Below are 22,198 nucleotides of genomic sequence, written 5' to 3'. Positions count from 1 at the left end.
ATGACGGTTATGGAACTGATCGACGAACTACAAGGGCTTGGGGTTGAACTTTGGACCGAGTCTGAACAATTGCGTTTCCGCGCAGCCAAAGGCCTGCTGACCGAGCAGCACAAGCAAAGGTTACGGGAGCATAAGTTACAAATTATTGAAATATTAAACGCTGCTCAATCAGGCGCTGACAATGACTCTGGTTTGGGGGTGGTGGTCGAGGCCGACACAGAAAATCGGCATGAGCCTTTCCCTTTAACCGATGTACAGACTGCCTATTTGTTGGGGCGGCAAAATGCATTTGGCTATGGTGGCGTTGCCTGTCACGGTTACCTGGAGCTGGAATATCCCGGATTAAACCCAAAAGGTTTGCAGGAAGCCTGGAACCAGCTGATTGAGCGTCACCCTATGTTGAGGGCGGTTATTGAGCAGGAGGGATATCAGCGGGTCCTCCAGGAAGTGCCGCACTACCAGATGATCAGTCAGGACCTCACCGGCATGGATGAGGAAGCCCTGGAACTCGCCCTTAAATCGGTGAGAGATGAACTGGACCACCGTGTGTACACCATTGGTGAGTGGCCGATGTTCGAGCTGCGTCATACCCGCACCGATAAGGGACATATCGTGCATTTCTCTATGGATGCACTGATCGCAGACTGGGCCAGTGCGGGCATATTGTTCAGCGAACTTGATATTCTGCTAGCGAATCCCGGTGCGTCCCTACCTGCACTGGAAATCGATTTTCGCGATTACCTACTGGCCGAACGGAGTCTACTGGACAGTCAGGGTTACCAAAACGATCGCCGCTATTGGTTGGACCGCCTCGATCAACTGCCGGCAGCACCTGAGCTACCGGTATTGCCGCCAGCCTCAGAAGTGGAATCTGTGCGCTTTAATCGCCATCACTACCGCCTGGATATTACCCATTGGCAGAAACTGAAGCAGCGAGCCGGTGCTGCTGGACTGACCGCATCAGTTGCCGTACTGGCTGCCTACGCCGGGGTATTGCAGCGTTGGAGTCGTCAGCCACGCTTCAGCCTGAGTCTTACATTATTAAATCGATTGCCCTTACACCCTCAGGTCAACCAGTTGATCGGGGACTTTACTTCGGTCAGTGTACTGGCGATTGATGATTCCACAGGAAAGTCCTTTCGCGATTGGGCGGCCAGTATCGGCGAGCAGCTGTTCAATGATATTGATCACCGCTTGTTCTCCGGCGTGGAATTACTGCGGGAGCTATCCCGTGCACGAGGACCGGAGGCCGCATTGATGCCGGTGGTATTTACCAGTGCTATTGGCCTGGGAGATACAGAAAAACCTGCCAGCGGTAGAGAGTCTGGCAGAGGAATTACCCAGACACCGCAAGTCACCCTGGACTGCCAGGTGAGAGATGACGCCGATGGTCTGGAAATCAACTGGGATGTGCGCCAGGGCGTTTTTCCATCGGGCCTGGTGGAAGATATGTTCGCGGCATTTACCGGCTTGTTGAATGAGCTTTCCACGAGTGGCGATGGGCAATGGCTGAGTACATCTCCGGTTTCTTTACCCGAGTGGCAGCAACAGGAGAGACATCAGGTTAATCAAACCGATGGACCTGTTCCTTCAGCGTTATTGCATCAGGGCATTTTTGCCCAGGCAGCGGCGACGCCGGAAGCTATCGCCATTATTGATTGCAATGGCAGTGTGAGTTATGGCGACCTGGCAAAAAAAGCGGCGGGCATCGCCAAAGCCCTGGCCAAAGAAGGTTTCCAGCTGGGTGGCCGCGTTGCTATCGCAATGCCGAAAGGGCGAGAGCAAATAGCGGCGACCCTCGGTGTGCTTTTGGCCGGTGGAATCTATTTGCCACTTGACTCGGCACAACCGGAAATACGCCTCAATAAATTGTTGCTCAGTGCAGAGGCGGAATATGTCCTGACACTCAGTGACCTCGCCAACCAAATTAAGTGGCCGTCAGAAGTGCAGGTGATCAGTGTCGATAGCCTGGCTCCTGAAACTGAAATTCCGGTGGCCAGCAACGGCGACCCGGAGCAGCTCGCTTACGTTATCTATACGTCCGGCTCTACCGGCGATCCCAAAGGCGTGATGATTAATCATCGGGCCGCTTTGAATACGGTGCTGGATATTAATCGCCGTTTCGAGGTGGGCCCGAGCGATCGTATTTTGGGTTTGGCTCAACTCAGTTTTGATTTGTCGGTCTACGATATTTTCGGCCCCTTGGCAGTGGGTGCGACTTTGGTATTGACCGATCCAGCCCGTGGCGCAGACCCTTCGCACTGGGCGGAGGCCATGGATGAGCACCGGGTGACATTGTGGAACTCTGTTCCCGCGCAGTTACAAATGCTGGCTACCTATTTGGATACAGAACCTCGTCCATTGTCTGAGTGGCGATTGGCAATGCTGTCGGGAGACTGGATTCCGGTTACTTTACCGGAACATATCAGGCGCCATGTGCCAGCACTCGACCTGATCGGTATGGGTGGGGCTACTGAAGCTGCGATTTGGTCCAATTACCACCGTATTGATCGGGTCGACTCTGCTTGGACCAGTATTCCCTATGGCGTGCCGCTGACGAACCAGGGCTTCAGGGTATTGGATAGCCAATTGCGCGATGCCCCTGTTTGGGTAGCGGGTGAGCTGATGATTACTGGCCTCGGATTGGCCGATGGTTATCTCGGTGATGCGGCGCTCTCTGAACAGAAGTTCTTTTCTCATCCGGTGGATGGCCAGCGCCTTTACCGCACTGGTGATTTGGGCCGCTATTTACCCGGTGGTGAACTCGAGTTCCTGGGCCGTGAAGACGGACAGGTAAAAATTCGCGGACACCGTATTGAGCTGGGAGAAGTGGAGTCTGCATTGCTGGCCCACCCCGCAGTGTCAACAGCGGCGACGGTGATTGAAAAGAAAGAGGGAGACTCGCGAGCGGATTTAAATCTGTTGGGTTTTGTGGAAAGCCGTCGCTTAGATGATGCAGAACCGGCGACTATTGATCCCGAGCTGGTGAATTCAGTGCGTCAGTTTGCGCACTATCAGGCTGGTGAGCCAGAAGCTGTCAGTGTCGGCGATTATGTGCAGGCACTTGAAAATGCATCCCTGTTATCGATGCTTCACGGTCTGGTGGAATTAGGGGCGTTTACAAATTGTGAGCAGGGATATAGTTCAGAAGAAGTTCTCTCCTTAGCCAAAGTACATGAAAAGCATCACTGGTTAGTGCGTCGTTGGTTGGACCTTCTCGTTAACGCAAAGCTGCTCAGCTTATCCACTGCCAGCTCCAGTACTGAGGAAAAATACACGCGAACCCAAGAAATTGATGCTTCCGCTGTTGATGCTGTGTGGAAGCGAGTTGAGCAGGGGATTGAAAGCGGTTTTTGTAATCGGGAATTCCTGCAATATCACCGGGATCATATCGAGTTATTACCCCAGTTATTATCGAATCAACAAAACCCATTTGAATTGTTGTTCCCCCAGGGCGACCAGCAGGTGGCTTTGGCTCTCTATCGGGATGATCTTATTGCCCGCTATAACAATGCCGCCGCTGCCGCATTAATTAACCGTATTGCCGCCCAGAGCGATAGAGGGTTAAGGGTTCTTGAGCTGGGTGCGGGCACAGGGGCTACCAGTGCTTCTGTTATTCCTATGTTGGATGGATATGACGTCGATTATCTATTCACTGACATGACCGCATTTTTCCTGACTGAGGCTCGCCGCCAATTTAAAGAGTGGCCTTGGGTACGCTTTGGATTAATGGATCTCAATACCGACTATCGCGCCCAGGGTTTGGCTCCTAATAGCGCAGATGTCATTTTGTGTGCAGGTATGCTCAACAGTACCCGAGATCCAGAGGCGGCTATTGCCAGTGTTGTGGAGTTACTGGCACCCGGAGGCTGGTTAATCCTGACTGAGCCAACGGTGGATCACGCCCATATCTTACTTACCCAGGGCTTTATGATGGACCCGGCGGGTGATGATCGCGCTTGTGGTGCGACCAAGTTCCTTTCTATCGGGAAATGGCAGTCGCTGTTGAAAGCCAATGGAGCCGGACAGATTCTTTCCCTGCCTGAAGATGACCATCCTTTGTCTGCCTTCGGCATGAATCTACTGGCCGCGCAGATGAAAACTGACAGACAGGATTTGAGTGCCAGGACACTGCGGGACTTTTTAGCGAATCGGTTGCCCGCACATATGGTGCCCGCACATTTGCAAGTTCTCGACCAGCTACCGCTCACCGCCAATGGCAAGATCGATCGCAAAAAGCTGGCTGGTTGGCGCCCAGCAACGGGGGATACGCAAGAGGCTGCGAACTCAGAGCAAATGGACCCACTGGAAACTGCTCTGTGCAAACTCTGGGCGAATGCGTTGGGTCTCGATAATGTCGGACGCCAGGATAGCTTTTTTGATCTCGGTGGTGATTCGCTGATTATGGCGCGGGTTGCAGGGCGATTGCTGGAAGAAATTCCGGAAGCGAAACCTTTCACTTACGACGCCTTGTTGCGACACATGCTCAACGGACCAACGGTTGCTGCATTGGCCAGAGCCCTGAGAGTTGAGCCGGATGCTGTTGCCGAGGGGCAGGAAGATACTGAGAGCGACACTTTGGTTGCCACTACCCGCGAGGGCAGCAATTCCTTGATGGTTCCTTTCAGTCATATAGGCGAGGGTAAAGGGGCCTCTAAAGAAGGGGCGCCGGTACGGATTATGTTCCATGCAGCCCTGGGTACCCTGGATTATTTCCAGCACTTGGGCAAAGCGCTTGCGGCTCAAGATCTGGGTCCAGTATTTGGGATTGCGGTAGCGAATACGGAAGAGTATTTGTCGATCGATGCAAAAGAATTAATCGAGCGCACCGCCGACGATTACGCCCAGCGAATAATTGACGAGGGCTACCAGCGCTGCCAGTTAATTGGTTACTGCCTGGGTGGTCTGCTGGCGACGGAAGTTTCGCGGAGATTGCTGGAGCGCGGCGTCGATGTGATTGACCTGAGCCTGATCGACAGTATCCCAATGTTTGTGGATACCGATGAAGAGCTGGCTTTCGAAGCGATTTTTGCCCCCAACCTAAATCTCGATCCAGTAAAAGCGGTATTTGGTGAGCATATCGAGAGCGAAGACATTTCCCGCGCGATCGAGACCTTAATGCAGAAACACAACGGTCGTGTTCCCGCCGGTGCAATGGCAGAACTCGACGGTGATGCAGGGCTTAAAACGGTCGCTGAAGCTGTGCGACAACGCTCACAACTTACCCAGGAACAGCGCCTGACCGGTTATACCGAGTTAGCCTCTGCCCAAGCGGGTGTGCCGGTCGAAGCCGCGATGATACCGGGGCTTTTCCGGGTGTGCCGACACAGTATGCGCGCCGCCTGTTTTGACCTTCCTCCCTATATTGGCGATATGACGTATTTGCGCTGCCAGGAAGAGCAATCCTTCGGTGTCACCGCCGGCGTAGGGCATATGGCTGCGCCTTATTGGCAGGAAGTTTGTCTGGGTGATTTTGAATTAATCGATGTGCCGGGCAATCACTTTAGCGTTATGGAACCGCCGCAGGTTGCCACCGTCGTCGAGCATTTGGCAAAACCACTACAGCGCGGTAAAGCGGACAAATAGATGGCTGAGCAAATTTTGCCAAAGTCCGACCTGCGGGAACTGATGCGTCCATTTCGTGGCCTCGTGGGGCTGGGGGTGGCGCTCGGTGCTTGTGGTGCACTCACTTCGCTGATCCCTTTTATTGGTATCGTTGAGTTGGCTCGCCTGTTCCTTGCGCCCGATATCAGTGATATCGCCGAGGCGATTATTCCTGCTGTATTCGCGATAGTTGCCGGGCTGGCGATGGGCTGGATTTGCACCGTAATCGGTTTGTGGTTAACCCATATTGCCGACCAGCGTATGCAGGCGGAACTGCGACGTGCCCTGGTGCGGAAATTGGGACAGGTCCCTCTGGGTTGGTACAGCGAGCACACTTCCGGTGCGGTGCGTAAGGCAGTACAAGACGATCTCGATGATCTTCACCATATGGTTGCGCATCATCAGGTGGAGTTGGCCGCTGCGTTTGCACTGCCGCTGGCGGGCTTGGGCTATTTATTTTGGCTCGACTGGCGCTTGGCCCTGTTAGCGGTAGCTACCCTGCCAATTTACCTCGTGTCCTACGCCTGGATGATGCGTGGTTTCGGGGAAAAAATGCAGCAGCTGGATAAGGACTTTGGCCGGGTCAGTGCTGCGATTGTCGAATTTGTCCACGGCATTGCAGTGGTCAAGGTTTTCTCCCAAACCGGTCGCGCCCACAGAAATTACCAACAGGCCGTGGAAGATTTTAGTCGCCGTTATACAAGCTGGGTTACACCGCTTGTCCGTTTGGAGGCCGTGACGTCTCTGGCCTTGTCGGTGCCCGTCATTATGTTGGTGAGTCTGGCCGGAGGCGCTTGGCTGGTGGTGAATACAGGCATTCAGCCAATCGATGTTCTTGCAACCACACTGATCGCGGTAATGATTCCTCAGACCATCCTGACTTTGAGCCAGGGATTAACCGCCCAGCAAAAAGCCAAAGCAGCCGCAGCCAGGATTGATCAACTATTGGAGGTTGCGCCCTTGGCTGTTACCTCTGAACCCAAAGAGCCCAAAGATGCAGGGCTGCTCTTTAAGCAGGTCAGCTTTGCCTATACCCAGGATCGGCCGGTATTAAGCGATATTACTTTGCGCTGTCGCCCCGGTTCGATCACAGCTTTGGTTGGGAGTTCCGGTGCCGGGAAATCCACCCTGGCCAAGTTGGTTCCCCGTTTTTATGACGTGGCCCAAGGTGCTGTGCTTCTGGGAGACGTCGATGTCCGTGATATAGATCCGGACAATTTATATCGACATGTTGGCTTTGTACTTCAAGAGACTCAGCTATTGGCTGGCACTGTGGCAGATAACCTGCGCCTTGGGCGCCCGGATGCCAGTGACCAGGAGTTGGTAGATGCAGCGCGCAGTGCCTGCATCCATGAAAAAATTTTAAGTTTCCCCCAAGGTTACCAGGCGGTTATTGGCAAGGATGCCTTTTTTTCTGGTGGAGAAGCACAGCGTTTAAGTATCGCGCGCACGCTTTTAGCAGATGCCCCTGTGTTGATTTTGGATGAGGCCACAGCTCACGCCGATCCGGAGTCTGAAGCCCAGATTCAACAGGCATTGTCCAGCCTGGTGCGCAATCGCACGGTACTGGTGATTGCCCATAAGCTGCACACCATCACCGAAGTCGATCAGATTGCGGTCCTGGACGGCGGCCGCTTGGTTGAATGCGGAAGTCACCGACAACTGTTGGCTGAGAGCAAGCACTACGCGGAACTATGGCGTTTGTACAACAGTGCCGAACAGAGTGAAAAAGCAATGAGTGGTGAGGCTCAGGTTATTAGCGGGGTCTCATCATGATTCGCAGTTTGCTCGCCATTCTCGGACCCGCGCATCGCCGTGAAGTTGGCATTTACGCGGTATGGCTTCTCGCCTATGGGGTTTTGCAGGGAATCGCGGTGACACTTCTGGTGCCCCTGCTCTGCTCACTGTTGGCCTCTGAGATGGAGGCGGTTGGGTACTGGTTGCTTTCCCTGTTATCGGTAGTTGTGATTGCTTGTATTGCTCGTTACCAGCAAACCGTAAAAGGGGCTGCACTGGCCATCCTGGTATTGAAAACCCTGCACAATCGTTTGGGTGAACACCTCTCTCAACTTCCCCTCGGTTGGTTCAGTGCAGAAAAAGTCGGTCGTTTGTCCCGCAGTGCAACCGGGGGCACCTTGATGGTGACTAACGTTTTTGCCCACCTGTTGCCCCCTGTTGTCAGCGGTGTTGTCACTCCGCTGACAGTGGGGGTGGCAATGTTGTGGTTTGACTGGCGACTGGGGCTGACCGCTTTGTTGTTTGTGCCCTTGATTTATGTCGGCCATCGTTGGTCCTCCCAGTGGATCGGCGCCATGGAAACGGAAGTGGATGCTGCTGGTGCTCGCGCCAGCAACCGGGTAGTGGAGTTTGCGCGCAACCAGGCGGTAATGAGGGCATTTGGTAAAAACGTCAGTGGTTATCTCCCACTGGAAGAGGCGATTGCCGGGCAAAGCAGAGCGGCGGGTTCCATGTTGCAGCAGACCTTCCCCCGCTTGTTTGCCGGTGGATTTATGGTGCAACTCGCCTTTGCCGCAGTGATTGCCGTGGGTGTTTGGCTCACGCTCAATCAACAACTTCCCCCTATTGAATTGGTGGCTTTGCTAGCTTTAGCGGCCCGATTTACCGGTCCTCTGGCGGAACTCGCCGGGCGCAGTGGTCTGCTGCGCATGGCCGGTAATGATTTGCACAGACTGGCCGCTATCTTTTTTGAGCAGTCGCTACCTGAGCCATCCAGATCTCAGCCTTTTACCGAGCAGGGTGGGTTGGTTGAATTTTCAAATGTGAATTTTAGCTACGAGTCGGGGCAACCGGTATTGAAGGATCTTTCCTTTAGGGTTTCTCCGGGTACCACTACAGCGATAGTCGGTGCATCAGGCTCGGGTAAAACCACCATCACCCGTTTGTTATTGCGTTTTTTTGATACCGACCAGGGCCAGGTAAAAGTGGGCGGGGTGGATGTGCGGCAACTGCGCACAGAAGACCTGATGCGGCAGATCTCTATCGTTATGCAGGATGTGTATCTGTTCAGCGACACCCTGGAAGCGAATATTCGCTTGAGCTGTCCCGAAGCCAGTCAGGAAGAACTGGAACGTGTGGCGAAACTGGCTGGCGTGGATGAGATTATCGAGCGTTTGCCCCAGGGATGGCAGACGCAGGTAGGTGAGGGGGGCGCTGCACTTTCTGGTGGCGAACGCCAGCGGGTTTCTATCGCCCGTGCCCTATTAAAAGCTGCACCTATTGTTGTGTTGGATGAAGCAACAGCAGCACTCGATCCGCGCAATGAAAAGTACCTGAACAGTTCCCTGCAGCAATTAAAACAAGGGTCCACTGTCATTGTGATCGCCCATCAATTATCCACCATTATGAACGCGGATCAAATAATCGTACTTGAAGAAGGTGCGGTGGCTGAAGTTGGCAATCACCGCAAGTTGTTATCACAGCAGGGGCTGTATGCACATTTTTGGCACCAGCGCAGCCGTGCTACTGGCTGGCGTTTGGTTGAGTCCGATACGGAGGTAAGCCTATGACAATTGCGATTTTAGGTGGTTATGGCGATGTGGGCGCAGCGGTTACCGGTTATTTACAGTCCCTCGAGTTGGGTGCTATGCGTATTGGTGGTCGCAATGCACATAAACAGCCGCTATCCAGTGATTCGGTAATTTCTTATCAGACGGTGGACTACCTGGATGCAGCCTCACTGGATCAGTTTGTATCTGGCTGTGAGGTTCTGATCAATTGTGCAGGACCTTCACATTTAATTGGCGACAGGGTTGCCAAAGCTGCGGCACAAGTGGGAGCAGCCTATATCGATGTTGCTGGCGATGAAGCCCTCTATGAGCAACTCGATGGATCCTATTACCAGAGCCATGGTCTGACCGCAGTTTTATCTGCTGGATTACAGCCGGGGCTCAGTAGTCTGCTACCACGCTGGCTGGCAGAGCAGGAGTTTTCACAGGTAGAGAGCCTGATCAGCTATTTCGGCTTGCGCGATCGATTTACCGATGTCGCCGCCGATGATTATTTGCAAGGTGCCAATGAACAGCACAATAAACCCTTGGCAGCCTGGCGCAATGGACGCCGGGTGAGTGGAATATTGAAACGCCGTTCCGATGTCGAGCTGCCCTTTTTTCCTGCATCTACCACTGTGCTTCCGTATTTAAATAGCGAGGGCGAGCTCCTGGCTCAGGATTTATCCCTCTCTGATGGTGATTGGTATAACGCGGTTAGCGGCTCTTATATTTTATCCGCCTTTAATACTGCCCATGGTTTTAGCCGCGATGAAGCGCGTGCAGCCCTGTGTCGGGCCAGTGAATTGGATCTGGCGGGGCGCGATCCCTATGTGCTGATGCTTTTGCAACTTACCGGTAAATACAACAAGCAAGAGCGCACGCGCACAGCCGCGTTGCGGGGCACTGGCAATGCAGATCTAACAGCAGCGGTAGCCGCAGTCACCACTATGGCTGTACTTCGCGATGAAATCCCACCGGGTTGTCATTACTGCGCCCAAGTATTGCCGCCGGCATTGGCGATGGAACGCATGTCGAAGATTGGGGCATTGAGTTTTTTAACCACCCTGGAAACAAGTATTGAAGATATGGTGTGCCTTGAGGAGGGAGCCATTTGAAAAACCTAACACCTCCACCCGCCGATACCGCCCATGAGGCTGGGCTGGCAGCTTTACCCGCTGAGCTTGCTACAGACAGTGGTTTGGCAAAACTGCCGGCTGCAATGCAGAGGCTTGAGTTTATCAGCCTGTGGGCGATTATGGAGTTATTTTCCTCCAGCGGAGCGCTGACTCCAGAGAGTGTTGGGCGCGGCAGTGAGGAAATTATTAATACGCTAGGTGCGGCCTGCCGACACCATTGGTTAATTCGCCGCTGGCTGGTGGCCTTGGTTGAACGGGAGTTTTTGAAACTCAGTAATGGCAACTACTCCTGGGAGCAAATTCCTGAGAGTGCAGTCGGAGCAGATAAATTACCGGAGGCCTACGGTGCGCTGGGATTCCCCCCTGAAATGGCCGAGTCACACCAAAAGCTCCTGAGGCATTTGTCTGAACTGGTGCGGGATCAAGTCTCCATTAATCAACTGCTGTTTGAGAATGGAGAAATACTAACGGCACTGGCCGCCTACCAGAACAACTGGTTTACGACGTATCTCAATTATGCCGCAGCGTACATCATAAAACAGGCTGTCAAGCCTGGGCCTATGCTCAGGGTGCTTGAATTGGGGGGAGGTGCAGGCCTAACCACTTCGGCAATTTTAGATACTTTAGCCGGAAGGCCGGTTAATTATCGCTTTACCGATGTATCGCCAGTATTTACCACTGCGGCACAGAAAAAATTTCGCAATCACATCGGTTTGCGTTGCAGCCTGCTCGATATCAATGTCGATTTTTCTGCGCAGTCAATTGCGCCGGCAAGTACCGATATCGTTGTGGCTGGCAATGTTTTGCACAACGCTGCTCATATTGGCCAAACGCTAAAGCGTATTCGCAGGTCGCTTGTCCCTGGTGGCTGGCTATTGTTTAGCGAATCCACTCGGGATAACCACGCCATGTTAACGGCTATGCAGTTTCTGCTTTCCCCTGCTGAATCCGGGACTCTTTTGGGCAGTGAAGATCGGCGAGGGGGCTCGGATCAGGTATTTATCGATAGCGCAGCCTGGCAGGAAGAGCTGGTTAGCGCTGGCTTTGAGATTAAGTACTTCCTGGCACCCTCGACATCGCCGCTATCAGTAGCCGGCCAATCCTTATTTGTTGCAAGGGCGGTTTAAGGGACTGTGATGAAAATAGAAGCAATAGCAGCAAATATTTTAAGTGGTTTGGAACAGTTGGGTGAAGATCCCGCATTATCACTTGAAGGCTGTGACTGGAGTGGCAGTCAGGTGCTGACTTGGACTGATTCCGTGGTTGCAAAGCTCAGTGAGCAGCTTGCAGAACAGGGCTCACAGCGAGGCAAAACACTACTCTGGCAAGCTGATAATTCTGGGAATGGGTTGCCTCTGCTGATGCACTTGGTGGCACTAAGGCTGGGCATCGGGTTTGAACTTGTGCCTGAGGCGAACCCAGAGAAGGATTGCTTGACCTTAAAGGTACAAATCCCGAATGCGTTAGAAGGCCATCGAGGTGAGTTTTCGGTATTGCTGGCAGAAAACATCACCGTGGAGACAAACCTTACCTTACTCGAAGCGCAGCAAGAAGCTTTGGGGCCTATTCAGGGAAAGGTCGCCGTATTTTCTCCGCTCAATGAATTTGCTCGCTTTGGTATTTTCGCAGCATGGAGTTGTGGGCTGCCTGTGCGATTGCAGGACCCCGCTATCAACCCAGCTAAAGCGCTGGTTGCTCTGGAGCGCTCAGGGTTTTCCGGTGTGGTATTGACGGCAACTTTATTAAAAGGCTTGGTCGCACACCCGGCATTAGCCCTGACCAATCTCAAAAGCCTGCAATGCCTTTTGTATGAAACCGATGTATTGCTATCACAATCGTTGTTGCGGGATGTTCAACGCTTATTGGCAAACGATATTTCCGGTTGGGTCTGTACCGATAAAGGTATAGAACCCGTTGCAAAGGTCCAGCAAGCCCAGACCCAAAAGCTTGCGACTCTTGTCGAAAGTGTGGCGAAACACCCTGCGGTTGCCAGCTCCGTGACAATTCCCCTTGCTGGAGAGAATCGCTGGGCGGTCTTTGCGCAGCCCAAAATGCAGGTAGAGGCCAATAACCTTGATATGGCAGGGTTGTTCGAGCGAATTAATACTGAGCTGGATGCGGAATTTGCCCATATTGATTTGGAACATGCGGTAAAGGTAACGGAACAACTTAACGCTACTGCTTTGCTATCCATGCTGAATGCTTTCAGCCACCTGGGACTGTTTTGCGATCGACAATCAGTACACAGCTTAGCGGAAATACTTGAAGCCCCTCCGGTGGCTCAGCAGCACCGAGCTTTGATTAAGCGCTGGATCAAGGTTTTGCAGGAGCAGCAGTTACTAAGTACTGATGGCGAGTATTGGTCGCCAGAGGTAGATCCAGACAGCTACAGTGATGCTGCCCTGGCTCTGGCATGGACTCGGCTGGAACAGGAATGGCGGATGCTGTCTGGAGCCAGTAAAACGATCGATTACGCCCGCGCTAACGCGGAACAATTACCAGATCTGATTCGGGGTAAGGTTCAGGCTGTGCACCTGCTGTTCCCCCGTGGTAGCACTGAGTTGGCGAGTGCGCTTTACCGGGAGGGTATAGCGGCCAGGTACCAGCAGCATTCAGTAAGAGCTTTATTGAAGTCCATCTTAAATAATTGGGAAGGCCAGCAACAGACTCTGAAAATACTGGAAGTTGGCGCTGGCACTGGGTCGACTACCCAGGCTCTACTGCCAGTGTTGGATGGTGTCAGTGGCCATATCAACTTTGAATTCCAGTTTACGGATATCTCTGCGGCTTTTCTCGACAGCTTTTTCGCAAAACATGGGGATCAGGAGCAGCGCCCCTGGTTGCACCGTGGATTGTTTGATATTGATCGTTCACCGCGCAGCCAGGGATTTTCCCCCAATAGCTTCGATGTAATTATTGCCGGTGGTGTTTTTAACGCTGCCCGCGACACAGATGCGTCATTGCGCAGGGCAGCCGAGTTATTGCGCCCTGGTGGTTGGTTCATTATGACGGAGCCAACCAGTGAGGAGTTCTGGGTGATGGCATCACAGGCGTTTATGTTGGTGGATGCCGTCGATGAGCGCACAGATACCGGTGCAACCTTTCTGTCACTTTCTCAATGGCACAATGCCTTGGATGCTGCCGGCTTACAGCTGGTCATGGATTTGCCTGTCTCCGAACACCCTTTGTCCAGGCAAGGGCATCGCTTCTTCGCCTGTAGAGCCAAGCAACATCAAGTGCGACTGACAGCAGATTGCCTGGCCGAATATCTCGATCACTTTAATTCTGAAATCTATATCGAAGTTTTGGACCAATTGCCTCTGACTCTTGAGGGTCAGATAGACAAGAACCAACTAGAGCAATGGGCCGTGTCCATGGCTGAAAACCGGGGAGAGTCAAATGGGAATTGATAACCGCAAGCGGGTTGTCGTTGCAGGGACAGGTTTTGGTCGTATTTATCTCGAAGCCCTGACATCGTCCAGATTACCCGGCCGAGAACATTTTGAACTCTCTGGATTATTGGCTCGTGGCAGTGATTATTCCAGGAGCTGTGCCGAGCAATATGGAGTACCGCTCTATACCGAGGCAGAGCAGGTCCCCGATGATATCGATATTGTGTGTGTTGTTGTGCGTTCTGGTGCAACCGGGGGCGAGGGTTCTGAAATAGCACAATCGTTTCTTAAACGAGGCATTCATGTATTGCAGGAGCATCCGGTCCACACCAAGGAAATTACCGCCAACCTGCTAGCTGCAAAGCAGGGGAATTCGGCCTATGCCGTTAACACCCTATACCCCAATTTGCGCCCCACCAGGCAGTTCCTGGCTGCGGCAGAATACTTACGTCGGCACCAGCGCCTGGAAATGATCGATGCTATTTGCAACAGCCAGATGGCCTATCCGCTATTGGATGTTATTGGTCGTGCAGTGGGCGGGCTTCGCCCCTGGTCTTTTAGCGAGCCGGTGCAACCAGAGGGCCATCCTTTTCAAAGTCTGTCGGCTACCTTTGGTGGTGTGCCCATGACTTTGCGTATTCAGAATCAGGTTCATCCACAGGACCCTGATAATCATTCCCTGCTATTACATCGGCTTGCTATAGGTGGCGAGGCTGGGGTTTTGACTTTGACTGATACTCACGGCCCCGTGCTCTGGAATCCCAGGTTGCATTCGCCAAGGGACCAAACCGGCCGGCTTATTTTAAAGGGCGAGGGTACAGAGCGGCTGGCCGTTCCCAGCATGGTTACCCTGGGCGATACGGAAATGCGTAGTTACCACGATATTTTTGCCCTCACTTGGCCGGAGGCGGTTATTGAGGCTCTGCACTCCCTTTGTACTGATATCGCACAACCCGAGAAGCGCAAGCAAAGTGGTCAGTGGGCATTGAGTGCCTCAATGGCGTGGAGTGATTTAACGGCCCGAATCGGTATGCCGACTTTGATCCAGCCGGGGGAACCGGAGCCGGTATCAGTTCAGGCACTCGCGGATATTGTCGGCCAGGCTTGCGACTAGAGTTTTAAGAAAACACGAACAGCACAAAAAAAGTGATTACGGAATTTTTACTTATAAAACGGGGTTAGGAGGAGAGATGCAAAATCAATCAGGGTTGATCATCGAAGGGCTCTTTAAGACATATAAAAATGGGGTGAAGGCGTTAAACGGCGTTAACTTGGAAGTTGGCCCCGGCATGTACGGATTACTTGGGCCTAATGGTGCCGGGAAAAGTAGTTTGATGCGTACCTTGGCTACCCTGCAAACCCCGGACAGTGGTCGGATCATGCTGGATGGTGTGGATGTGCTGGCAAAGCCGGACTTTATGCGCAGTAAACTGGGCTATTTGCCGCAACATATCGGCGCCTATCCTGGAATTGCAGCGCGGTCATTGCTGGAGCGTTTTGCCTGGCTCAAAGGCTTCACCGAAACAAGCGCAAGACGCCGTGAAGTGGATAGGCTATTGGAGCAGGTCAATTTGGCCGATGTAGCCGATCGAGCCGTATCAACCTATTCCGGCGGTATGCTGCGTCGTTTTGGTATTGCCATTGCATTGATTGGCGAGCCGCGCCTGATCATCGTTGACGAGCCAACCGCTGGCCTGGACCCGGCTGAACGCAATCGCTTTCACTGTGTTTTGGCGGATGTCGCGGCGGATGCCATTGTATTGCTTTCTACCCATATCGTTGAAGATATCGAAAACCTGTGTCAGCGCCTGGCGATATTGGCCTCAGGGCGCATTGTCGTTGAGGGCACAGCCCCGGAGGTCACAGACCCTCATATAGGCAAGATGTGGCAAGCACTGATTCCCCGTGGCGAATCACTTCCCGCATCCCTGCACAATATTGCCAGACCCGATGGTACCCAGGTAATCGTACACGGGGAAAAACCCGCAGACTCTCGTTTTACTGCCCACACGCCTCGCCTGGAAGATATTTATCATCTGGCTATTGAGCAGGTAAAAGACCAGCGGGAGGCTGCATGAACAAGCTGGCGCTTATTGCCCATGAGGCAAAGCTGGAGATAAGAGCCGGATTTAGCAGCGGCATCGTGGCTTTGGCCTTCTGGGGGCTGGTGATCTACCTGCTTCTGAATTTGGTCAATGCCGACTATATGCAGAAAATGGGGGCCACAGATATTCCCCGGAACTCACCGTCACTCATTTACCTGATGGGTGCGGGATGTATGTTCTTTCAGTTTTTTGCCTGGGCCTGGGTTTTCTCGCAGCCTATTTTGCGGGACCGCAAAGCCAGTCTGCATGAAGTGGTCTATACAACACCGAATTCCCTGAGCGTAATGCTTTGGGGGCGGTTTCTTGGCGCTGCGGTAATAGGAGCCATATTAAGTGCATCTGCGCTGGTAGGGTTTTTGGTCTCGCCGGTATTGGTGTGGATGGGCTTGCTGCCCGAAACAGCGATTGGCCCAGCGCCCTGGAAAGCCCTTGGATTTGCATGGATCTGGTTACAGATTCCCGCGAGCATCGGTATTGGCGCTCTGTATTTTGTCGCTACATTGCGAACTCGCAGCCTGGCCGGTCCTTTTGGACTCGCAGCGGCTTTAATGATGTTGTGGATGTTTGCTGTGATCGTTCTTCGGGGTGGCAATATTAATCCGCAGCTGGCTGCGGTAATGGACCCCTCGCTATTTACTTTCGTTTATACGGAGGTTACTTCCTGGACACCTCTGCAAAAATCAACCTCGCTACTGCCGTTTACTTTGGGTTCGGTACTGAATCGAATTCTATGGTGTCTTGTTCCTTTGCTTGCCTTGGCGGCTTGCCTGAAATACTTGCGAAGGGAAACACTGGTACTGGAAGGGGCTGCCAAACCTGCCCGGGCGAAGGCCGCTAAAAAGGCAGCCACTCGCAAGGTTAAAGATTTCTCTCCATCTAAGCCCGATACCGCATCGGTTGGCCGCTCCCTGCGTCAACTCATGCTGGAAGCCCGCTGGAGATTATTTCACGTATGGAGTAGTCGCGCTTGGTGGGGCGGTGTTGCGGTCCTGGTAATAATGGGGGTGGCTAGCTCGTTTACCCAGATCATCTGGCACGCTGAAGGGCCTATGGCACCGCGCTTGGAAATGCTATTGCCGCTTCTCAAGGATGTTATTTTCCTGGTTATTGCTTTTGTAATCGCCGCATTGACTGGCTTGGTGTGCCGCAGGGATCAGGTGCCTGGGTTTGACGACATGCTATCTGCAACCCCCGCGCCCGACTTCACACGATTATTTGGCGTTGCCCTTACCGTATTCGCCATGACGGTGCTGTTGGCCCTGTTGCCGGGTCTATCGGGCATTATTGCTGTGCTTCTCACCGCTCCCGCATCTGTCGATATCGTACAGGCGTTCACTTATCAATTGCTGATAGTGACAGCTCCTTTATTGGAGTTGTCGATGATGGTGCTTTTGGTGCATGCACTGTTCCGCCATGCGGGCTTTGCCTATTCCATGTCAATGTTTGTGACCTTTATCCTGGTCCTCAATCATGAGCTGGAGCTGGTGCATTACCCGCCCTATGAAGTGGGTATCACCGCTCATATTCAACTGTCAGCACTCAGTGGTTGGGAACCCTGGATCGGTTATTTATTGGCCTTGGATGGTTTTAAAGTTGCGCTTGCCCTATTGATGATCGGCCTGGCTGCTCTTTTGATTCCCCGTGGACTGGATAGCCGCATGTCTCAAGGTTTTGCCTTGATACGTTCACGCCTTATGGCCCCTCAGGGTGCCCTGGTGGCTTGTTCTGCTTTATTTCTTCTCGGTCTCGGTTCTGTATTGGGAGATAGGCTGGTAGTGCAGGGCGGGTATCAATCACCAGAGCAACTCAAACAAGAAGATGCCCTCTGGGAATCTTATTGGCTGCCGAAAGCGAGTGGGTTTGAGGTGTCCGGTGGTGAATTGAATATCAATATCAACCCGGATAACCAAACAGTAGAAGGTGAGTGGTTATTGCATAAAGTTCATGTCGAAGGGCAGGGCTTGCAGTTTGAATTACCCCACGGATTTGTATTGGTTAAGGCCTTAGTGGGCGGGCGTGAAGTCACACCGGATCAGCGTTACGACCATATGTCGCTGCCAGTATCAGGCTGCTCTGAACAGAGTTGTAACATCAAACTGTTGTGGCAAATGACGGCGCCGGGGTGGTCCGCAGAGGGAGAGCCCTCAGGGCTGACTGCCAGTGGAGTCTGGTTACAAGCGAGCGATATTGTTCCGCGTATCGGTGTTGACCCCGAGCGTATCTTGCGTGTGTCAGCGGAACGTGAAGCGCTGGGCTTGAACCCTGAGTTCAGCCTGCCGGCTTCACAGCTGGCCACAACCCTTGAGGGCGCGGCCCCATCGGGGGACTGGCATTGGCAGATCCAAATCCAAAGGGATGATAAAAATGTCTTTAGTGAGCAGGGGAGCACTCATGGCCCCTTGGATTTCTCCATTCAATGGGCACCCAATACGAAACTAGCGGTATTCGATGGGTTTGATATTTCCCATGATTCCGATCGTTCAAATATGGTTTCCGCCATTGCTAAAGACGTTGGGCAGATGCAGGCCTGCGTGAGCCAGCGGCTGGGTACTGATATCGAAATTAAACGGATTGCCCAATGGCCAAGAGGACTTGGAGAGACACGGGCCAGCGGTAATTTGCTGCAACTGTCCGAGGGGCCTCATTGGGATATCGCCGATGAAGGTACAGGGCGCTGGCTGCGACGGGTCGATATCGCCCGAGCCTTGGCCCGCCAGCATTTACTGGAAAGTTCGGACTTACGACGTATTGCCGGCTCCGCGTGGCTCAGCGATGGAGTTTCTGGAGCGATTGGCCTGCTTTGTGTAGCGGAAATCGACGGCATTGAAGTGCTTGATGATGTGCTGGTTCGATACTCCGATAAGACGACCAGAGACTTGGCTGGCAGTGAGGTACCCGTTGAGCGCTTAAGCACCGCACCGATTTCCGGTTGGACTCGCTACTACGCGCCGGTGGCTGCACTGGACTGGACGCTTCTGCAATCTCCTGAGTCCCTGTCTGCGTTACTCGATGACATCAAGCAGCAGAAGAATATTGAAAATGTACTGAGCGCTTATGTCGGTGAGACACGGACGCAAAATATGCTCGGGGCTCCTCTTTCATCAGCTCTGACGGTCGAGTACCTGGAGTCCGGTCAAATACGCCTGGACGGACAGCGTTGGCGCTGGGAGAAGGGTGGATGGCAACCGGTCGCACAAACGGCCAGCTACCGTTTGCTAGCCGATATCAATGAGTTGGATTCCGAGGTCATCAATGGAAAAACGCTGATTGAGCGTCTGCCCTCGGAGAAAGTTCTAGCGCTGGATATCTGGCCTTCCTATCAGCGGGACCCTGCACAGAATTTACTGGCTGAGAGTTCTGAAGTATCGAATATCAATTAATAGCCTAAGTAATAGAAAGGAAATTCAATTTATGCTCAGCTTAAACCTAGATAAGAAAGTACTTGCGAAACAAATTTCGCTAATATCGGCAAGTCTGCTATACGCTTCCGGAGCCTACTCTGCGGCGGAAGGAGCGGAAAAGGAGAGTTCTTCCGAAACAGAAATGGAAGTCGTTGAAGTTACTGCCCGGCTTACAAAAGAGAAAGCCAAGGATGTTCCCTTCAGCTTGAGTGTTGTTAGCGAAGAGGATTTGAAAAACCGATTGCTGCTCAATTTTGAAGATGCATTGCGCAGTGCACCTGGAGTAGATGTTTATTCTTCCAGTGGTGCGGTGGATGCAAATATCCGTATTCGCGGGGTTGGTTCACTGACTCAGGTAAATAAGGATGATGGCTCCGTTGTAGTGAACCTTGATGGCGTATCTATGCCTGCGGGAAATGTGTCCCTTGGGACCCTTGATATCGAAAGACTGGAAATATTAAAGGGTCCTCAAGGGACCTTATTCGGGCGCAACAGTGAAGCTGGCGCTATTAATATTACCACTAACAAGCCAACCGAAGAGTTTGAAGCTTACGGACGTGTAGAGCTCGGAGAGGATAACCAGAGTTTATATCAAACTGTTATCAGCGGCCCATTCTCTGAATCACTCCGTGGCCGAGTAGCCATCCGACATATCAGTGAGGACCATTGGGTTGAGAATACGACTAACGGCGATCCAATGACTGAACCCAAAGACCTGGCTTTCAGAGGTAGTCTGGAATGGGATTTGGGTGCGAAAACATCAGCCTTATTTATTGCTGAGAAGCAACAACAGGAAGGCTTTCTGAACCTTCAGTTATTACAACCTTTCGGTGATGACCCTGGCAGTGAACACACACCAGGAGCTTTTGACGATAATGAAAAAACCGTTGAGCGATTTTCCACTGAAATCAATCACCAATGGGCTAATACTCAACTGACTTCTATCACTGCATTGGTCAACACGGATTTTAGTTACCTAACCGGTTTTGACCAAGAGACTGCCCAAGCAGTGTTCAATTTCCCAATGGAGTATCTTCGTGGCGATAGCCAGGACGAGCAGACCATCAGCCAGGATCTACGCTTGTCCTCATTGCCTGAGGCATCTACATTCTGGGTGATTGGACTCAATCTACAAGAAGGTGAAAGAAGTTTTGACTCAATTGATTTGGTGTCCTTCGCCAATCAATACCGGGATTACGATACTGATAGCCAGGCTATTTACGGTGAGACTACATTACCTGTAACTGACTCCCTAAAATTTACAGCTGGATTACGTTACACCCAAGAGAGTAAGAAGTACGCCGGTGAGTATTCCAGCTACGGTATGGATGGCAATCTCTACGTTTCTCAAGATCAAAGAGATTTGGACGATAGTTATACAACTGGCCGCTTGGCTCTTGGTTATTCGCTGTCCAATTCCACAAATATCTATGCAGTTGCCGCACGAGGCTATAAATCCGGTGGGTTCAATGACTTTGCTTTGCAGTCTGCCGATAGCGTTGCTTACAAGCCCGCAACTGTCGACACCTTCGAGCTAGGCATTAAAAATGAGTCAGACAGTTTGAATATCAGTGGTGCTGTATTCTTTAGCTCAGTGGAAGATGATCATTTGTTAGGCTTTGATTTTGCTTCCTATTCCTCTGCTGCAGTAAACGCAGATACGGAGACATTTGGTGCAGAGCTTGAGGCCGATTGGTTTATTACCGAGCAGTTTAGTATTGCCGGTGGCTTGAGCTTCCTGGATACGGAAATTACAAAAGATGTGTATGGTGTTTCCGGTGGTGACGTTTTGGCGGGTAATGAAGTGCCTGACGTACCCAGCTGGAGTGCTAGCCTGGCATTGAATTACTACCAGCCTCTGCCAGACTTTATGGGGTTAAGCGCACCGGCTCTCAATACTAACTTGACTGTACGCCATGTAGATGAGCGCCCGGCAGATGCACAAAACCACTTTAACCTGGATGCTTACAGCAAGGTGGATCTTCGTGTAGCACTGCAAACGGACTCTATGGAGCTTTATCTGTTTGCTGACAATCTGCTTGATGAGCAGTATCAGTTATATGGCTACACCAATGCGATATTTGCCCCTGATGCCAGAATAGGGGCGCCGGCAAAAGGACGTCGTGCGGGAGTTGGAGTTCTATACCGTCTGTAATGAGATTTCGACAGTTTAGTTAACGACTGTTTTATCTATCTTGATGGTGAGTGGATCAATCTCTGTAGAGATTGATCCACTAAATAGCTCAGAGGCTCCTTAGCTTGCTGGGTTGATTGTACTCCCATGCAATAGAGTCGGGTCCAAATTTTCTCTCAGTCCACTAACCTCTATACCCGTAACTTTGGTTGTAGGCCCGGGTTTGATATTAAATGTGGAATCTTTATCGATTAAACGTTGTACAGTTTTCCAGTCCTGTTCACTGACTTCCATGTGCACTTTACTCAGGCCAGTAGCACCATTTTTATGGTTTGTTTCTTGAGGGTACTGAGGTGGGTTATATGGACTTACAATAAATGGCAGTCGCTCAGAGCGAGGATAAACAAAGCGGAAGCTGGTTTTTTGTCCGTTTGGCTTGGTTCGTTGCCAGGGAATCACTCGCCCGGTTTGAACACCCTCACGCTTCATCGCTGAAAGATCATTATCAAAATCGTCACTGACTAAGGCAACATCACAAAAACCTTCCCCTTCTTGCGACCAACGTATCATCCTACGTCCTGCGCCCCGGCCGGCTAAGAGATCAATAATCCATTTGAAGTATTGAGCATTGGATGGTGATGTCAATAACTCAATAATAGCCCCTTCACTAAACCAAATATGGGCGTGCTGGGCGTTCTTTTCTTTTGTGGCGTAATCCACAGAAAAACCGAGCTGACGAAAATCTTGTACAGCTTGATGAATATCCTCCACCCAGAGTAAAACGTGGCTACAGCGTGTTCTCATAAGAGTGCCTTTTGTCTAAAATAGTGTTGTTTGTTTGGTTTTTATTTTTTAGGCGGCAGTTGTTAGTTAATCATTTCTTGTGGTTGATTTAACCATACCAGAAATTACGATAA

The 22,198-nt window shown here is 51.9% G+C and carries 11 protein-coding genes; 10 read left to right on the top strand and 1 reads right to left on the bottom strand.

Annotation, left to right across the window (positions count from 1 at the left end; all coding sequences use genetic code 11):
- The 10 genes from ACJJI4_RS09685 (at window position 1) to ACJJI4_RS09640 (ending at window position 21,302) form a co-directional block, all read left to right on the top strand.
- Complete coding sequence (locus tag ACJJI4_RS09685) at window positions 1-5,586, top strand: non-ribosomal peptide synthetase (RefSeq protein WP_444927903.1); 5,586 nt, start codon at window positions 1-3, stop codon at window positions 5,584-5,586.
- On the top strand, window positions 5,587-7,380 hold the full coding sequence (locus tag ACJJI4_RS09680; RefSeq protein WP_444927902.1) for an ABC transporter ATP-binding protein: 1,794 nt from the start codon (window positions 5,587-5,589) through the stop codon (window positions 7,378-7,380).
- Window positions 7,377-9,131 (top strand): ABC transporter ATP-binding protein, encoded by a 1,755-nt coding sequence (locus tag ACJJI4_RS09675; RefSeq protein ID WP_444927901.1) that lies wholly within the window; start codon window positions 7,377-7,379, stop codon window positions 9,129-9,131. The genes ACJJI4_RS09680 and ACJJI4_RS09675 overlap by 4 nt, the downstream gene beginning before the upstream one ends.
- Complete coding sequence (locus tag ACJJI4_RS09670; protein WP_444913883.1) at window positions 9,128-10,228, top strand: saccharopine dehydrogenase NADP-binding domain-containing protein; 1,101 nt, start codon at window positions 9,128-9,130, stop codon at window positions 10,226-10,228. Before ACJJI4_RS09675 ends, ACJJI4_RS09670 begins: the two co-directional genes overlap by 4 nt.
- Window positions 10,225-11,376: a class I SAM-dependent methyltransferase gene (locus ACJJI4_RS09665; protein ID WP_444927900.1), complete on the top strand. Its 1,152-nt coding sequence runs from the start codon at window positions 10,225-10,227 to the stop codon at window positions 11,374-11,376. The genes ACJJI4_RS09670 and ACJJI4_RS09665 overlap by 4 nt, the downstream gene beginning before the upstream one ends.
- 9 nt (window positions 11,377-11,385) lie before the next feature.
- Window positions 11,386-13,659, top strand: coding sequence for a class I SAM-dependent methyltransferase (locus tag ACJJI4_RS09660; protein WP_444927899.1), 2,274 nt, complete (start codon window positions 11,386-11,388; stop codon window positions 13,657-13,659).
- The gene (locus tag ACJJI4_RS09655) at window positions 13,649-14,755 is read left to right on the top strand and encodes a Gfo/Idh/MocA family oxidoreductase (RefSeq protein WP_444927898.1); all 1,107 of its coding nucleotides are present in this window, start codon (window positions 13,649-13,651) and stop codon (window positions 14,753-14,755) included. The genes ACJJI4_RS09660 and ACJJI4_RS09655 overlap by 11 nt, the downstream gene beginning before the upstream one ends.
- Window positions 14,756-14,831: 76 nt before the next feature.
- Window positions 14,832-15,719, top strand: coding sequence for an ABC transporter ATP-binding protein (locus tag ACJJI4_RS09650; protein WP_282932862.1), 888 nt, complete (start codon window positions 14,832-14,834; stop codon window positions 15,717-15,719).
- Window positions 15,716-19,126: an ABC transporter permease gene (locus ACJJI4_RS09645; RefSeq protein ID WP_444927897.1), complete on the top strand. Its 3,411-nt coding sequence runs from the start codon at window positions 15,716-15,718 to the stop codon at window positions 19,124-19,126. The genes ACJJI4_RS09650 and ACJJI4_RS09645 overlap by 4 nt, the downstream gene beginning before the upstream one ends.
- Before the next feature lie 31 nt (window positions 19,127-19,157).
- Window positions 19,158-21,302: a TonB-dependent receptor gene (locus ACJJI4_RS09640; RefSeq protein ID WP_413662052.1), complete on the top strand. Its 2,145-nt coding sequence runs from the start codon at window positions 19,158-19,160 to the stop codon at window positions 21,300-21,302.
- Window positions 21,303-21,401: 99 nt separating this feature from the next.
- Here the strand turns inward: ACJJI4_RS09640 and ACJJI4_RS09635 are convergent, their stop codons facing one another.
- The gene (locus tag ACJJI4_RS09635) at window positions 21,402-22,085 is read right to left on the bottom strand and encodes a VOC family protein (protein WP_444927896.1); all 684 of its coding nucleotides are present in this window, start codon (window positions 22,083-22,085) and stop codon (window positions 21,402-21,404) included.
- Between the last annotated feature and the right edge of the window lie 113 nt (window positions 22,086-22,198).

Source organism: Microbulbifer maximicatervae (SeqCode) (assembly GCF_052467305.1).
The sequence above is the reverse complement of the archived record's forward strand: the minus strand, read 5'-3'. Positions and strand labels throughout refer to the sequence as shown.